15 protein-coding genes and 1 tRNA gene are annotated in these 15,220 nt (G+C 52.1%); all 16 read left to right on the top strand.

Going from position 1 to position 15,220, the window contains the following annotated elements:
• The first annotated feature begins 413 nt into the window (after nucleotides 1-413).
• On the top strand, nucleotides 414-1,367 hold the full coding sequence (locus OCV69_RS15685) for an ABC transporter permease (protein ID WP_022272741.1): 954 nt from the start codon (nucleotides 414-416) through the stop codon (nucleotides 1,365-1,367).
• Nucleotides 1,368-1,381: 14 nt separating this feature from the next.
• The gene (locus OCV69_RS15680) at nucleotides 1,382-2,248 is read left to right on the top strand and encodes an ABC transporter permease (protein WP_022272740.1); all 867 of its coding nucleotides are present in this window, start codon (nucleotides 1,382-1,384) and stop codon (nucleotides 2,246-2,248) included.
• Between the two features lie 48 nt (nucleotides 2,249-2,296).
• Nucleotides 2,297-3,982 carry an ABC transporter substrate-binding protein gene (locus tag OCV69_RS15675; RefSeq protein WP_158360214.1) on the top strand — a complete coding sequence of 562 codons (1,686 nt, stop codon included), beginning with the start codon at nucleotides 2,297-2,299 and terminating at the stop codon, nucleotides 3,980-3,982.
• A 70-nt stretch (nucleotides 3,983-4,052) separates the two neighbouring features.
• Nucleotides 4,053-5,042: an ABC transporter ATP-binding protein gene (locus OCV69_RS15670; protein WP_158360215.1), complete on the top strand. Its 990-nt coding sequence runs from the start codon at nucleotides 4,053-4,055 to the stop codon at nucleotides 5,040-5,042.
• Complete coding sequence (locus tag OCV69_RS15665) at nucleotides 5,042-6,019, top strand: ABC transporter ATP-binding protein (RefSeq protein ID WP_022272737.1); 978 nt, start codon at nucleotides 5,042-5,044, stop codon at nucleotides 6,017-6,019. Before OCV69_RS15670 ends, OCV69_RS15665 begins: the two co-directional genes overlap by 1 nt.
• Nucleotides 6,020-6,076: 57 nt before the next feature.
• Nucleotides 6,077-6,799 (top strand): gamma-glutamyl-gamma-aminobutyrate hydrolase family protein, encoded by a 723-nt coding sequence (locus tag OCV69_RS15660; RefSeq protein ID WP_262563224.1) that lies wholly within the window; start codon nucleotides 6,077-6,079, stop codon nucleotides 6,797-6,799.
• Nucleotides 6,800-6,835: 36 nt separating this feature from the next.
• Nucleotides 6,836-7,813 carry an SIS domain-containing protein gene (locus OCV69_RS15655; RefSeq protein WP_022272735.1) on the top strand — a complete coding sequence of 326 codons (978 nt, stop codon included), beginning with the start codon at nucleotides 6,836-6,838 and terminating at the stop codon, nucleotides 7,811-7,813.
• Complete coding sequence (locus tag OCV69_RS15650; protein ID WP_022272734.1) at nucleotides 7,813-8,643, top strand: fructoselysine 6-kinase; 831 nt, start codon at nucleotides 7,813-7,815, stop codon at nucleotides 8,641-8,643. Before OCV69_RS15655 ends, OCV69_RS15650 begins: the two co-directional genes overlap by 1 nt.
• A 172-nt stretch (nucleotides 8,644-8,815) precedes the next feature.
• On the top strand, nucleotides 8,816-9,541 hold the full coding sequence (locus OCV69_RS15645; protein WP_022272733.1) for a GntR family transcriptional regulator: 726 nt from the start codon (nucleotides 8,816-8,818) through the stop codon (nucleotides 9,539-9,541).
• Nucleotides 9,542-9,550: 9 nt separating this feature from the next.
• The gene (locus OCV69_RS15640) at nucleotides 9,551-10,090 is read left to right on the top strand and encodes a nucleoside-triphosphatase (RefSeq protein ID WP_158360217.1); all 540 of its coding nucleotides are present in this window, start codon (nucleotides 9,551-9,553) and stop codon (nucleotides 10,088-10,090) included.
• A gap of 196 nt (nucleotides 10,091-10,286) precedes the next feature.
• Nucleotides 10,287-10,358 (top strand) — tRNA-Gly (locus OCV69_RS15635).
• A gap of 294 nt (nucleotides 10,359-10,652) precedes the next feature.
• Nucleotides 10,653-11,198, top strand: a complete 546-nt coding sequence (locus OCV69_RS15630; RefSeq protein ID WP_158360218.1) for a methylated-DNA--[protein]-cysteine S-methyltransferase — start codon at nucleotides 10,653-10,655, stop codon at nucleotides 11,196-11,198.
• A 12-nt stretch (nucleotides 11,199-11,210) separates the two neighbouring features.
• A complete protein-coding gene (locus tag OCV69_RS15625; RefSeq protein ID WP_158360219.1) occupies nucleotides 11,211-11,774 on the top strand; it encodes a DNA-3-methyladenine glycosylase I in 564 nt (187 codons plus the stop codon).
• Nucleotides 11,771-13,171, top strand: a complete 1,401-nt coding sequence (locus OCV69_RS15620; protein ID WP_158360220.1) for a GNAT family N-acetyltransferase — start codon at nucleotides 11,771-11,773, stop codon at nucleotides 13,169-13,171. The genes OCV69_RS15625 and OCV69_RS15620 overlap by 4 nt, the downstream gene beginning before the upstream one ends.
• 24 nt (nucleotides 13,172-13,195) lie before the next feature.
• Complete coding sequence (locus OCV69_RS15615) at nucleotides 13,196-14,857, top strand: amidohydrolase (protein WP_158360221.1); 1,662 nt, start codon at nucleotides 13,196-13,198, stop codon at nucleotides 14,855-14,857.
• 39 nt (nucleotides 14,858-14,896) lie between these two features.
• Nucleotides 14,897-15,097, top strand: coding sequence for a hypothetical protein (locus OCV69_RS15610; RefSeq protein WP_262563223.1), 201 nt, complete (start codon nucleotides 14,897-14,899; stop codon nucleotides 15,095-15,097).
• Nucleotides 15,098-15,220 lie beyond the last annotated feature (123 nt).

The raw sequence follows: 15,220 nt of genomic DNA, 5'->3' as shown, positions 1-15,220 counted from the left end.
GCTTGAGGCATCCGCCTTTCAGGCGTTGCAGGCATAGGCCCCTTATAGGGGCATAATCAAACCACCAGTTGAACTGGTGGTTCATGACTTATAACATATCAAAAAAATTTTTTCAATAAAAAAAACCCCAAAAGGGCATTGAAAATTTGCTGTAAATAAAGGAAAAATCGAGATGCAGGAAAAGAGATAAAAAAATGACGAGAAGAAAACGACGGAACTTTCCTAGTACTACGACGGAAAACGGGGTTCTTCTTTCATATGTTGTTATGTTCCATAAAACGTGGTTCCTGGATTTGTGCAGAATGATGAAAAAGTGAGAATTATATACAGATATAAATATTCACCTTGACATATAACTATATATAATGATATAGTATGTTCTAGTGAAAAACATATGAAGAGGAGGAGTTCGCGTGTTTCGGTACATATTAAAGCGATTGCTGTATGCGATCCCGGTTTTTCTGGGAATTACATTTGTGATCTACACACTGATCAACCTGGCGCCGGGCGGTCCGCTTTCGGTTCTTGCGGCTTCGGGTGAAATGTCCCTGAGTGATCTGGAGGCCTTAAAGATTTCCATGGGACTGGATAAACCCATTGTTATCCGGTACTTCATATGGCTGGGAGATCTGCTTCACGGAGATTTTGGCATCTCCTACCGGACTTCCCAGGAAGTCAGTCTGATGATCTCTCAGAGGATCATGCCGTCCCTGATGCTCACGGGTACAGGTATTCTTGCGGCTATGCTGGTGGGAGTTCCCCTGGGTATTATCTCTGCGTATAAGCCAAATTCCGTTTGGGACCACATCAGTACCTTTATTTCGTTCATTGGCGCGTCGGTCCCCAACTTTTTCTTAAGCCTTTTACTGATCTATGTTTTAGCTGTGAAACTGAAATGGTTCCCCACCAGTGGAATGCAGTCCTCCGGTATGAGCGGGAATCTGCTGGATCTTCTGCATCATCTGGCGCTGCCGGCGTTTGTCTGCGGGATCCAGCCCATCGGAAACTATATTAAGCAGACCAGATCCAGCGTACTGGAGGTTTTAAATGAGGAATACATTAAAACGGCCCGTTCCAAGGGACTTACCAATGTGGTCATCGTTTTAAAGCATGCATTCCGGAACGCGCTGATCCCCATTGTGACTACCATCAGCCTTTCGATCCCGTTCCTGATCGGAGGAGCGGTGGTGACTGAGCAGATCTTTGCATGGCCGGGTATCGGAAGCCTGATGATCACGGCCATTACCAGCCGCGATTACCCGGTGATCATGGGTGTGGCAGTTCTGATCTGCGGTGTGGTGCTGGTGGCAAATCTGATCCTGGACCTGATCTATGCGGCCCTGGATCCGCGGATCAAGTTTAAATAGAAGGGGGTGGGAATGTGAAAAAGACCATGAAAGAAATATGGAACAGCCAGGCTATGAAAAAGTTTATCCATAACAAGAAAGCGATGCTGGGCCTGGCTATCGTAACGATCTTAGTTTTAGCAGTGGTGTTCATCCCCCTTTTTGCAGACCTGGACCCATATACCACCGACCGGGCCGCCGGGTTCAATAAGCCCCCGTCTGATGCCCATATCCTGGGAACGGACGATGTGGGCCGGGACCTGTTTGCAAGGCTTTTATATGGAGGACGCATTTCCCTGTTTGTAGGGATCACCTCCACGATCATCTCCGTACTGATCGGCATTCCCCTGGGACTGATCGCCGGATATTTCCGGGGAACAGCAGAATCCATCATTATGCGTACAGCGGATGCATTCATGTCTTTCCCGTCCATGGTACTGATCCTGGTTCTGGTGGCAGTGTTTGGTCCGTCGATCCTTACGGTAACAGTTGTCATCGGTGTGCTTGGTTGGACGGCCATTGCCAAGCTGATCTATGGAAACGTGCTCTCGATCCGGGAGCGGGAATATATACAGGCAGCCAGGGCTGTGGGAGTCAGCACAAAGAAGATCTTATTCTCTGAGGTTCTTCCCAACGCGATCCCGCCGGTCTGGGCGAATATCTCCTTCCGGGTGGCGGGAGCGATCCTGACCGAGTCATCCTTAAGCTTCCTGGGCATGGGCGTGCAGACACCGCAGGCTTCCTGGGGAAACATTATCTTTGCGGCTCAGAACCTTCTGGTGCTGACTGCCAGACCCTGGGTATGGCTTCCGCCGGGAATCTGTATCATTTTGGTGGTCATCGGATTTAACTTCATTGGAGAAGGCGTGCGGGACGCACTGGATCCCAAAACAAAGGAATAAACGGAATGAAAAAATGATTCAATAAAAGTATAAGGAGGAAACAAGATCATGAAGAAAACCACACGAAAACTTTTAAGCCTGGCCATGGCATCAGCTATGGCGGCCAGTCTTCTGACTGGATGCGGCGGAGGCGGCGCGAACGAGACGACGGCAGCGGCTGGGACTGAAAAGACGGAAGCTGGAAAGACAGAAACAGAGGCCGGCTCCACAGAGGCAGCGGCAGAGGGAACGGCAGACGCCGACTATTCCCAGGATGTGATCACCTACGGTATGACCCAGGCGTGGGATACCATCAATCCCTACGGCTCCTCTTCCGGTTCCATTTACCAGAACCTGGTCTGCGACAAGCTTTATGACCGTCTGGCTTTTATTGAAGAGGCCGGAACCGATGTAACTCCAAGGGGAGCAAAGTCCTGGGAATCCGCAGACGACGGAAAAGCTGCTGTTTTCCATCTGGATGAGAATGCCAAATGGCATGACGGAGAACCGGTTACAGCCAGCGACTGGGTGTTCACTGCACAGCTGATCACCAACCCGAAATTTGATTACGGCTTAAGAAGTGAATTCAATACATGGGCTGGAACGGACGACACAGGAACAGAAGAAAGTGAAAAATCTGTCCAGGTAGAAGCTGTGGATGACTATACCTTAAAGATCAACTTTAAGAGCGTGATCCCGGTGGAGGACTGGCTGATCCTTCACAACAAATATTTCTATGTACTTCCAGAGCATCTTTTAAAGGATATGGCTCCGGAAGAGATCAAGACCAGTGATTTCTGGAAGGCTCCGGTGGGCTCCGGTCCCTGTACCTTCATCTCCGAGCTTTCCGGAAGTGAGCTGCAGCTGGGGTCCTTTGCAGATTACCATATGGGAGCACCGAAGTTCGGCAAGCTGGTCTTAAAAGTGATCGCTGCCACCAATACGATCACCTCCATTGCAGCAGGCGAGATGGACGGCTTCTTCCAGGCTCCCACTGTGGACGATGCCCTGGCAGCCAAGGATATGGGGCTTAATGTAGAGCAGTCTGCAGAGCCGACGACAGTTGCTGTATTCCTGATCAACAACCAGAACGTACCGGATAAGAAGGTACGTCAGGCCATGAGCTATGCCATCGATAAGCAGATGCTGATCGACCAGTCTCTCCAGGGACAGGGCGTTCCGGCAACCACCTGCATCATCCCGGGCTCCCAGTATGAGTTTGGAACCAAATGGGAAAGAAATGTAGATAAGGCCAAAGAGCTCCTGGCAGAGGCTGGATGGGATTCTGGCAAGACTCTGAAAATGGTCGTTACCTCTGCCCGTGAGAGCATGGCTGCTGTGATCCAGCAGAACCTGGCAGAAGCAGGCCTTAACATTGAGGTGCAGACGGTGGAGCTGGCTACCATGTTCTCCGGTCTTCAGGATGGAACCTATGATCTTGGTATCTGCGGCTCCACGGCCATGGACTATCCGCTGTGGATGGCCGGCTACTATGACAACAAAAACGCCACATACTGCCAGATCACAGATACAAAATATGCAGAGATCCAGGATGCCATTGCAGCAGAGCTGGATGAAGCAAAGAGAAAAGAACTGATCAACGACTACCAGGAGCTTCTGTATGATGAAATGCCGCTGGTGATGCTGTACAACGGTTACAGCTTCAGCGTAAAATCCGACCGTTTCCAGGGCTACAATGGATTTGAAGGCGGCGTAAATAACCAGAAGGTATGGGAGTGGTCCGTAGCAAAATAAGGATTTGGAACTATAACGCGGGAGCCGGGGCTTCTCCGGCCCCGCGGGAATATAAGCAGGAGGGATACAAATGGAGGAACGATTGCTGGAAGTCAAAAACTTAAAGGTTTCTTTCAACGTCGGAAAAAAGAAGCTGACAGCAGTGGAAAACGTGGAATTTTCCCTGGATAAGGGAAAGGTCATAGGCATCGTGGGAGAATCCGGATGTGGAAAGAGCGTGACAGCTACGTCGATCCTGCGGCTGGTCCCCCCTGCTGTAAGTATCATTGACGAGGACAGTCAGATTCTTTTTGATGGAGAGGATCTGGTGAAGGCGCCGGAAGCCAGAATGAGAGAGATCCGGGGAAATGAGATCTCCATGATCTTCCAGGAGCCCATGTCTTCCCTGAATCCGGTATACCGGATCGGGGATCAGATGCTGGAGATGATCCGCACCCACAACAAACAGATCTCAAAAAAGGATGCGCTGGACCAGTGTGTGGAGATGCTGAAGAGGGTGGGGATCCCGTCTCCGGAACAGAGGATCAGGGAATTTCCCCATCAGCTTTCGGGAGGGATGCGGCAGCGTGTGATGATCGCCATGGCATTGCTCTGCAACCCCAAGCTGCTGATCGCAGATGAGCCGACGACGGCTCTGGATGTGACGATCCAGGCCCAGATCCTGCGGATCATCAAGACTCTGACGAAAGAATCCAATACCTCTGTGATCCTGATCACCCATGATATGGGCGTGGTGGCAGAGGTGGCAGACCATGTTATGGTCATGTATGCAGGCAAATCTGTGGAATACGGTACGGCAGAGGATATTTTTGATCATCCGAAGCATCCGTATACCATTGGTCTCCTGAATTCCATTCCAAAGCTTGGAAGCGGACAGGAGGAGCATTTATACACCATCGAGGGAACGGTTCCCGGTCTCGATGAGATGCCCGAGGGGTGCCGGTTCTGTACCAGATGCCAGCACGCCACGGAACAGTGCAGGAAAAAAGATCCGGGAATGCGGGAAGTGGACGGCCATATGGTACGCTGCTTCCTGTACGGGAAGGAAGGTGAAAACTGATGGCTGCTCCGTTGCTAGAAATACGAAATGTGAAAAAGTATTACCCGGTAAAAAAGGTGAGAAACGGCGAGGATATCTCCGTGAAGGCGGTGGATCAGATCGATCTGACTGTGAACCAGGGCGAGATCGTAGGCCTGGTGGGAGAGTCTGGATGCGGAAAGTCTACCCTTGGGAAAACCATCCTGAAGCTTCATGATATCACCGGAGGCCAGATTTTATTTCATGGAGAGGACATTACCAATTATACGGAAAAGCAGATGCGTCCTTTGCGTGAAAAGATCCAGATCATCTTCCAGGATCCCTATGCCTCTTTGAATCCGAAAAAGAAGGTCGTTCAGTCGGTGATGACGCCGCTGGACGTATCTGGAAAATATACAAAAGAAGAAAAATTGAAAAAAGTCATCGATATTCTGAATGAGGTGGGGCTCAGTGAGAAATTCCTGGAAAAATATCCCCACGAAATGTCCGGAGGCCAGAGACAGCGCGTGGTGATCGCCAGGGCGCTGATCAATGATCCGGAACTTGTGATCTGCGATGAACCGGTTTCTGCTCTGGATGTTTCCGTCCGTTCCCAGGTGCTGAACCTGCTGAAGGACTTACAGAAGGAGCGGAACCTTACCTATATTTTTATTTCACACGATCTGAGTGTGGTAGAATACCTGTGCGACCGGGTAGCTGTCATGTATCTGGGACGGATCATGGAGCTTGCAGATAAAAAGCAGCTCTATGGAAATCCACTCCACCCCTATACACGAGCTCTCCTCTCCGCGATCCCGGTCCCGGATATTCATGCAAAAAAGGATGAGATCATCCTTCAGGGCGAGGTTCCCAGTCCCTTGAACCCGCCTAAAGGCTGTCTGTTCTCTACCCGGTGCGCTTATGCAACGGAGCGGTGCCATAAAGAAGCGCCGAAGCTTGTGGAGCTTACAGATGAGAATGGAGCAAAGCGAAGTGTTTCCTGTTTCCTGTACCATTGATGGAAGCAGAGGCATGTAGTATAATGGAGGAAAATGGAAAAGAAAGGGGAAAAACCCATGGGTAAGATCATTCTTGTAACCGGCATGCTGGGGAACAACAGCCGCGGGGTGCCGTCATTTATTTTAAATACAGCTTACATGAATGCCATTGTGGCTGCCGGAGGCGTTCCGGTGATGATGGGAAGCACAAAGCTGGCTGCGGAGTACGCGGAAATGGCTGACGGTCTTCTTATTACCGGAGGAGAAAGCGTCCATCCCTCCAGGTTTGGAGATACCTTCAATAACCTGGCCGATGGAGACGCCAATGTGGCCCACAATCTGAAGGCCGGATGCAATGTGATCCGGGATGAGATGGAATTTGCTGCCTTTGAGGAGTTTTTTAAGAGGAAGAAGCCCATTATGGGGATCTGCCGAGGCCACCAGCTGGTCAACGCGGCCCTGGGCGGCCACAATATGCTGAATTTTCCGAGGAAGCATGCAGTGGAGCACTCGGAGGGGATCCAGCATGAGATCGTCGCAGAAGAGGGATCGATCTTAAACCGCCTTTATGGTCCAAAGCTTCTGGTCAACAGCTTTCACCGGGACTGCGCAGATGCAGTGGGACCGGATGTAAAGGTGACGGCCAGATCTCTGGATGGGATCATTGAGGCCATTGAACACAAGACACTTCCTGTTTTCAGCGTCCAGTTCCATCCGGAACGGATGCGGGGAGATGCGCCGAATCCGGCTTTTGGGCCGGACGGCACAGAATTATTTAAATATTTTGTAGATCTTTGTTAGTGGAAAATCACTGACGCATTTTGAGGAGGAAGAAAAATGACAAAAACAGTAAAAGAAATCGTAGCCGAGATCAAGGAGACCCTGGATAAAAAGGGCGGTCTTAAGCATGTTTATTTTGTAGCCTGCGGCGGCTCCAAGGCAGCCATTTTCCCGGGACTTTACCTGCTGCAGAGCGAGGCAAAGACCTTCAGCGCCACCACCTACACCAGCAATGAATTCGTTCATGCGACTCCCAAGGAGCTGGACGACCGCTGCGTAGCCGTGATCTGTTCCTTAAAGGCAACGGCAGAGACGGTAGAGGCTGTGAAAAAGGCCAACTCCATCGGAGCCATTACCATTGCCATGACCGGAAATATGGATACAGGAATGGCAAAGGTGGGCCAGTATGTGGTTACCTATTCCAATGGAGACGACCAGGTTTACAGCGATTCCAACCAGGCCAACTCCTTACGGATCGGCTTTGAGCTGCTGCACCAGTTTGAGGGCTGGGACAAATACGATAAGGCCATGGAGGCATACAAATACATCGATGAGATCGTAGCAGAAGGAAAGGAAAACTGCCTGGCAGCCGCAAAGGAATGGGCAGATAAGGAAAAAGACGAGCCTGTATTCTATGTACTGGCTTCCGGTCCCAACTATGGCGTAGCTTACTCTATGTGCTGCTGTCACTTTATGGAGATGCAGTGGAAGCATGCAGTCTGCCTCCATACCGGTGAGTATTTCCACGGCCCCTTCGAGACCACAGATAAGAAGCTCCCGATGATCCTCATTATGAGTGAAGGCCGTACCCGTGCCCTGGATGAAAGATGCCTGAAATTCTTAAATACATATGCAGAGAATTTCATTGTCATTGACTTTAAGGAATTAAACAAGGGCCGTATCGATGCCGACGTGGCAGAGTTCTTCAACCCGGTGGTACTGATCCCCATCGAGCGGTATTATGTGGCACAGATGGCCGAGGTAAGAGGCCATTCCATGGATCACAGAAGATATATGTGGAAGGTTGAGTATTAATGAAAACGAAAGTCATCGGCATTGGGGATAATGTGTGCGATAAATATTATCCTGCAAAGATCATGTATCCCGGCGGCCAGGCCATGAACTTTTCGGTCTATGCAAAGATGCTGGGAGCAGATGCGGCTTATATGGGCGTATTTGGCCGGGATGAGGTGGCGGATCATGTGATCCGGACTCTGGATGAGCTGGGGGTGGACCATTCCCGGTGCCGCCAGTATGACGGGGAAAACGGCTATGCCAAGGTACGCCTGGTGGATGGCGACAGGGAATTTATCATGAGCAACAAGGGCGGCATCGTTAATGAACATCCTTTGGAGCTGACGAAGGAGGACCTGGATTATATCCGGACCTTTAAGCTGATTCATACCAGCTGCAACGGCCATCTGGATGGAGAGCTCCATAAGCTCCGTGAGGCGGGAGTTCCTATTTCCTACGATATGTCCGGCCGGTGGAATCAGGAGTATTATATTGAGACCATCGGGCCCCAGGTGGATATCGCCTTTGCCTCCTGCGGCGACACGCCGGAGGAAGAGATCAAAAAGCTCTGTGAGGCTCTGAAGGCCAGGGGCTGCCGTATGACCGTGGCGACCAGGGGCGGAAAGGGTTCCCTGATCTATGACGGAGAGCAGTATTACACCCAGAAGCCGAAGCTGGTGGATGCGGTGGATACTCTGGGAGCCGGAGATTCCTTTGCCACAGCCTTTCTGCTGGCCATGCTGGAGAAGAAGGATATCCATGCGGCCATGGAAGCGGGAGCAGAGTTTGCGGCAAAGACGTGCTTGGTGAACGGCGCGTTTGGCCACGGCATCGCCTTCCAGGAAGAATAAACGAAAAATCTCATATATGTCTAAACCCGCGGCAGGCCGGATCTCCGGCATTCCTCCTTGTTGCCGCGGGTATTCTTTTTTATTTGACTTGCCATTTTGACTGCTTCATATTAGAATAGGGAAGGTATCACGCGGGAGTACATAGAAAATATGGAACAGGGGGATAAACGTTATGCTGAAACAGGATGCGATCACGCCTTTGTATGTGCAGCTCATGGAAGAGCTGGAAACCAGTATCAGAAACGGCGTCTATAAGCCCGGCGATAAGATCATGACCGAGGCTGAGATGGCCAAAGAATATGGAGTCAGTCTGATCACGGTGCGTAAGGCCGTGGGCTCTTTGATGGAAAAGGGGCTGGTGGTGCGCAAGCAGGGAAAAGGAACGTTTGTCACAAAGCCGAAATATTCAAGAAACATGAAAAAGCTCCAGAGCTTTACGGAAATGTGTGAGCAGATGGGCGTGAAGCCGGGGGCACAGGTCCTGGAGAACCGGCTGATCATGGCGGATAAAAAGGTGGCCGACCGGCTGGGGATCGAGCCGGGCAGCAATGTGGTCTATATTTCCAGACTCCGCCTGGCAGACGGAGAGCCGGTCCAGGTGGAGAAAAGCTATTTCCCTTTGAAATACGCCTTCCTTCTGGAGGAGGATCTGAATAATGGGTCCATGTTCGAGTGCCTGAAGGAAAAGGCAGGAGCAAAGGTGGCCAGCTCGGAAAAGATGATCGAGCTGTGCCGGGCCACGGCGGAAGAGGCAGCTCTGATGGATGTGAAAAAGGGGGATTACCTTCTGTTTGTAAAGAGCACGGCTTATGATGAGAACGGAGAGCCCATGTATGCCGGGATCCAGCTGATCAACGGAGACCGTTTTTCCCTGTATGTATATGAGTCGGGAAAGTAGGGAGCGGATATGAACGTACTGATCGTCGGCGCCAGAGGCGCTGGAAAGACTACCCTGATCCGGCGGGTCCTGGAGTCTCTGGGCCGTCCGGTATCGGGATTTGAGACAGAAAAAGAAGGAGATCAGGTCCATATTTATGATGCGGTGGCGGAGCATGTGCCCACAGAGGAGAATCTGGTGGGCCTGTGCGGAGAGACCCGTGGGTTTCCGGTGAAGGAGGGATTTGACCGCTATGCGCCGCGGATCCTGGCTCCCGTAAAGGCTGGCAGCGTTATGATCATGGATGAGCTGGGATATCTGGAGTCCTCTTCAGAACTTTTTTGCAGGGCTGTTCTGGAGCGCCTTGGGGGGAGGGGGCCGGTGATCACAGCAGTGAAGGACAGGGATACGGCCTTTTTAAGCAGCGTCCGCTCCCATCCTGGCTGCCGGTGTTTTTTCATCACGGAAGAAAACAGGGATGCGCTGTATGAAGAGGTCCTTGATTTTGTAAAAAAACAGTTCCAGACAACTGTTCGGTCATGGGGAGGCCTGGACGGGGAAAAACATTGAAAATATGCTTTTATAAAGCATTTTTCTCTCCGTATCTCCATATGGAGGACGCCTGGTGCTTCTTGTCCGCAACAGACGGACAGGAAGAAAGATGTATGGCTGGATGGTTATAGTTTCCAGGGTAAAATGACGAAAAAATCTTGACAAAATGGTCTGGATTGGTATATAATGACGATGTTCATAAGAATACTTTGTTGCACGAGTGGCTCAGTGGTGGAGTATCGCCTTGCCAAGGCGAGGGTCGCGGGTTCGAATCCCGTCTCGTGCTTTTTTAATACATAAAAATAGATACAGACTACGGAAGCACGAGGCGGTCTTGGAACCCGCAGGGCTGACGCCCTGGTCCGAATGCCCTCGCTGCGTCCACCGGGTGGACTGCGCTGGGGCAGACCCTCCCGTCTCGTGCTTTTTTAATACATAAAAATAGGCATAGACTACGGAAGCAGGAGATGGTCTTGGAACCCGCAGGGCTGACGCTTCTTTTTTGGCACAATAATAATAGAAATAGCTATTCCAGACTTTTAATGGTATGGAATGGCTTTTTTTAATAAGGAGGGCTTTTATGTACTGTTTGACATCGTATGCTTCGCCCATCGGTCTCCTGACCCTGGGGAGCGACGGGAAGCATCTGACGGGGCTGTGGATCCAGGGCCAGAAATATTTTGGCGGAGAGAACGTGGGAGAAATCGGAAAGGAGCAGGGACCGGAGCCTGCGGTATTCGGGGATGCCAGGAAATGGCTGGACCGGTATTTTTCCGGACAAAAGCCGTGTCCGGATGAGCTTCCCCTGGCGCCGGAGGGAACGGAATTCCAGAAGCTGATCTGGGGACTTCTCTGTGAGATCCCTTATGGAACGGTCACGACCTATGGAGACCTGGCAAAAAAGGCGGCAGCCCGGATGGGCAGGGATACCATGTCCGGACAGGCCGTAGGCGGAGCCCTGGCCCACAACCCGGTTTCTATTATTATCCCCTGCCACCGTGTGGTAGGATCAGGAGGAAGCCTTACAGGATATGCCGGCGGTCTGGAACGGAAGATCTGGCTGCTGGACCATGAAGGTGTGGACGTTTCCCGGTTTTCGGTTCCGGAGAAGGGGACGGCGCTTTAAGAGGGGGATACCATGGAGTGGAAGGATGGAAAAATAAGGTGCCGGTGGGCCAATCCTGGGAATGAGCGGTATATCCATTATCACGATCATGAGTGGGGCGTTCCGGTCCATGATGACAGGAAGCTGTTTGAGATGCTGGTCCTGGAGGGATTCCAGGCCGGGCTTTCCTGGGAGTGCGTGCTGAATAAACGGGAGGCGTTTTCCCGGGCCTTTGACGGCTTTGATCTGGAAACGGTCATGGCATATGAGGATGGGAAGCTGGAGGAACTTCAGAATGATCCGGGAATCATAAGAAACCGCTTAAAGATCCGGGCAGCTGTGACCAATGCGGCGGTTTTTTATGAGATCCAGCAGGAATATGGGAGCTTTTCGGAATACCTCTGGGGCTGGACCGGAGGCAGGGTGGTCTGTGAGAAGGGAAGGACCAGCTCTCCCCTGTCAGATGCCATATCGGCGGACCTTAAGAAGCGGGGGATGAAGTTTGTGGGCACCACGATCATTTATGCTTATCTCCAGGCGGTGGGAGTGATCTGGGCCCATGAGGACGGATGTTTTATGGAGGTGCGGGCGGAATGAAACGGGAATATTTTCTGACGACAGAACGGCTGGGCTTTTCCTGGTGGACGGGAGAGGACCTGGAGCTGGCAAACGGCCTCTGGGAGGATCCCCAGGTGTGCCGGTATATCTGTGCTGCCGGACAGTTTTCGGACGACGAGGTCCGGAAGAGGCTGGCCCTGGAGATGGAAAATGGGCAGCATCATCATGTCCAGTACTGGCCGGTGTTTGAACTGGAAACAGGAAGGCTGGCCGGATGCTGCGGCTTAAGGACCCACGGAAGCCGGACCTATGAGCTGGGGATCCATCTGAAGCCGGAATTCTGGGGCCGTGGGATCGCCGCAGAGGCCTGCCGGGCGGCGATCTGGTATGCCTTTGGGGAGCTGGATGCTGAAGGACTTTTTGCAGGCCATCATCCGGACAATCAAAGATCCGGGAAGCTGCTGGAACGGCTGGGATTCGTATATACGGGAAATGAGTTTTACAGCCCCACAGGACTTTATCATCCTTCCTATGAGAAAAGGAGGGGACGGAGAAGCCTTAAGACCGCGCTGCTCCAGATCCTGCCGGGAAACAGCCTGGAGGAAAATCTGGAAAAAGGCCTTTTCTGGTGCCGGGAGGCAAAGAAGGCCGGAGCCGACCTGGCACTGTTTCCGGAAATGTGGAGCAGCGGTTATGATATACCGGAAAGCGTGGAGGAGCTGGAGCATAAGGCGGTGGCGGCGGACGGCCCATTCGTCAAAGTCTTTGCCAATGCGGCCCGGGAGCTGTCCATGGCCATCGGGATCACGATCCTGGAACAGTATCCGGAAGGCCCAAGGAACACGCTGCTTTTACTGGACCGTCATGGGGAATGTGTGCTGTCCTATGCGAAGGTCCATACCTGTGATTTCGGGGATGAGTGCCGCCTGACTCCGGGAGAGGGCTTCCATACGGCGGATCTGGATACAGAGGCCGGCGCTGTGCGGGTGGGAGCCATGATCTGCTATGACCGGGAATTTCCGGAGAGCGCCCGGATCCTGATGCTTATGGGGGCGGAGATCGTCCTGGTCCCCAACGCCTGCCCTATGGAGATTAACCGCCTGTCCCAGCTTCGCGGACGGGCCTATGAGAACATGATTGGAATCGCCACCTGCAATTATCCCCAGGGGAAGCCGGACTGCAACGGCCACTCATCAGCGTTTGACGGCGTGGCGTATCTGCCGGGGGAGGAGGGATCGAGAGATATGTGTATTCTGGAAGCCGATGGAGAAGAGGGGCTTTGGCTGGCGGAATTTGATCTGGAGCTTCTGCGGTCATACCGCCGTCAGGAGGTACATGGAAATGCGTACCGCCGCCCGGAGCTGTACGGTCTGCTGACAGAGGACACAGTACGGCCGCCGTTTGTGCGGAAGGATAGGAGGAAACCTGTATTATAATAGAAGAAAGGGAAGGGGAAGACCATGAGAAAACTGGTATTAAGGAATGGAAAGATCTATGTGGAGAGAGGAAGGTTTGCCCAGGCGCTTTATGCGGAGGACGGAGTGATCCAGGCTGTGGGGACGGAGGAAGAGGTCCTTACGGCAGCGGGAAAACGGGATGGTTCCGGGAATGGACTGGACGGTGCAGAGATCATTGACCTGGAGGGCCGCACGGTGATCCCTGGGATCAATGACAGCCATATGCACCTTCTGAACGTGGGCATGGACTTTGCCACGGCACCCATCACGGGAGTGAGCTCCGTGGATGAGATGGTGGAGCGCGTAAAGGAGTTCGTCCGCCAGAATCCGGAAACGGCAAAGCAGGGGATCGCAGGAAAGGGCTGGAACCAGGACCTGTTTATCGGGGAAAAGAGGATGCCGGGCCGTTATGATCTGGATCGGATCTCCACAGAGGTGCCAGTGGTGCTCCAGCGGATCTGCGGCCATGTGGCAGCGGCCAACAGTAAGGCCATTGAGCTTCTGGGGCTGGACCAGAAGATGCGCCATGTGGACGGAGGCACCATTGAGACAGATGAAAACGGAATGCCCACGGGGATCTTCACTGAAAATGCCATGGAGCTGGTCAATGGTCTGATCCCCAAATATACCCTTGAGGATGATAAACGCATGTTTTTAAACGCCGCAGAGTATGCGGTGGCCCATGGTATTACCAGCGTCCAGTCCAATGATGTGGGGAACGCTTTTATTTCCCGGGATGATACGTTCCGTATGCTTCATGAGATCTATGACGAGGGACTGTGTCCTCTGCGCTACCGGCATCAGGCGTGTATCCAGTCTCTGGAGGAATTCCGGGAATGCGTGGGGAACGGAGAATTTAAGCATGGGGTCTATAAGGACCCGAAGAGGCTGGCTCTGGGACCGTTAAAGCTTTTTAAGGACGGTTCCCTGGGCGGACGGACGGCGGCCATGCGGAAGGAATACCAGGACGACCCGGGAAACCGTGGAGTGGAATGTATCACAAAGGAAGAGATGGACGAGTTCTGCCGTCTGGCGGATGCGGCGGGGATTCAGGTGGTGACCCATGTGATTGGAGACCGGGCCATTGAGGATGTGATCGAAAGCTATGAGAAGGTGCTCCATGACGGGAAGAATCCCCTGCGCCACGCCCTGATCCACTGCCAGATCACAGACAGGGAGATGATGGAGCGGATTGCCGGGGATGATATCCTGATCTGTTACCAGCCGATCTTCCTGGATTATGATATGCATGTGGTGACAGACCGGTGCGGAGAGGAGCTGAGCAGCACCTCCTACGCCTTTGGGACAGCAAAGAAGCTGGGGATCCATGTCTCCTATGGCACGGATTCTCCGGTGGAGGACTGCAATCCGTTCCCGAATCTTTATTCTGCAGTGACCCGCAGGGATCAGAAGGGATGGCCGGAGGGCGGCTTCTTCCCGGAAGAGAGGGTGGATATCGAGGACGCGGTCGACGCTTATACCATTGGTTCCGCCTATAATGAATTTGCAGAAGATTTCAAGGGACGGTTAAAGCCGGGGTACCTGGCGGATATGGCAGTGCTGGATACAGACATTTTCACATGCAGACCGGAGGAGATCCGGACCATCCTTCCGGTGATGACGATCGTTGATGGACAGATCGTATACCGGAAAACAGAAGAGTAGAGGACGGCAGCAGCCAGTAAAAAGTCCAGGCGGCATATCTTGTGTTCTGCACAGGATGTGCCGCCTTATCTTGTATATATAAAAGGAGCAGAAAAAAGAAACGTGAAAAACGCAAAAAAAATGAAAAAAGATGTTGACATTTGGCAGAACATCTGGTATTCTAATACCCGTCCCAAGCGACCGGGACAGACTTCTGAAAGAAACCCAAGGGTTTCGGAAAGAAATCAAAAAGAAATTTAAAAAAGTTCTTGACAAACAGAATACAGCATGATATACTATCGAAGCTGTCGCTGAGAAAGACAAGAACAGCACAGAACCTTGAAAACTGAACAGTATGTAAAACCCTGAAAATTCTTATAAAAT

Origin of the sequence: Alitiscatomonas aceti, from assembly GCF_025567195.1 — a bacterium.
Taxonomy (GTDB): domain Bacteria; phylum Bacillota; class Clostridia; order Lachnospirales; family Lachnospiraceae; genus Alitiscatomonas; species Alitiscatomonas aceti.
Note: the sequence above shows the minus strand (reverse complement) of the source record. Positions and strands in the feature narration are given on the sequence as shown.

Bases quoted from the DNA above. Each gene is read 5' to 3' on its own strand.
- OCV69_RS15675 (WP_158360214.1), top strand. From the start codon at position 2,297: ATGAAGAAAACCACACGAAAACTTTTAAGCCTGGCCATGGCATCAGCT.
- OCV69_RS15670 (WP_158360215.1), top strand. From the start codon at position 4,053: ATGGAGGAACGATTGCTGGAAGTCAAAAACTTAAAGGTTTCTTTCAAC.
- OCV69_RS15665 (WP_022272737.1), top strand. From the start codon at position 5,042: ATGGCTGCTCCGTTGCTAGAAATACGAAATGTGAAAAAGTATTACCCG.
- OCV69_RS15660 (WP_262563224.1), top strand. From the start codon at position 6,077: ATGGGTAAGATCATTCTTGTAACCGGCATGCTGGGGAACAACAGCCGC.
- OCV69_RS15655 (WP_022272735.1), top strand. From the start codon at position 6,836: ATGACAAAAACAGTAAAAGAAATCGTAGCCGAGATCAAGGAGACCCTG.
- OCV69_RS15650 (WP_022272734.1), top strand. From the start codon at position 7,813: ATGAAAACGAAAGTCATCGGCATTGGGGATAATGTGTGCGATAAATAT.
- OCV69_RS15645 (WP_022272733.1), top strand. From the start codon at position 8,816: ATGCTGAAACAGGATGCGATCACGCCTTTGTATGTGCAGCTCATGGAA.
- OCV69_RS15640 (WP_158360217.1), top strand. From the start codon at position 9,551: ATGAACGTACTGATCGTCGGCGCCAGAGGCGCTGGAAAGACTACCCTG.
- OCV69_RS15630 (WP_158360218.1), top strand. From the start codon at position 10,653: ATGTACTGTTTGACATCGTATGCTTCGCCCATCGGTCTCCTGACCCTG.
- OCV69_RS15625 (WP_158360219.1), top strand. From the start codon at position 11,211: ATGGAGTGGAAGGATGGAAAAATAAGGTGCCGGTGGGCCAATCCTGGG.
- OCV69_RS15620 (WP_158360220.1), top strand. From the start codon at position 11,771: ATGAAACGGGAATATTTTCTGACGACAGAACGGCTGGGCTTTTCCTGG.
- OCV69_RS15615 (WP_158360221.1), top strand. From the start codon at position 13,196: ATGAGAAAACTGGTATTAAGGAATGGAAAGATCTATGTGGAGAGAGGA.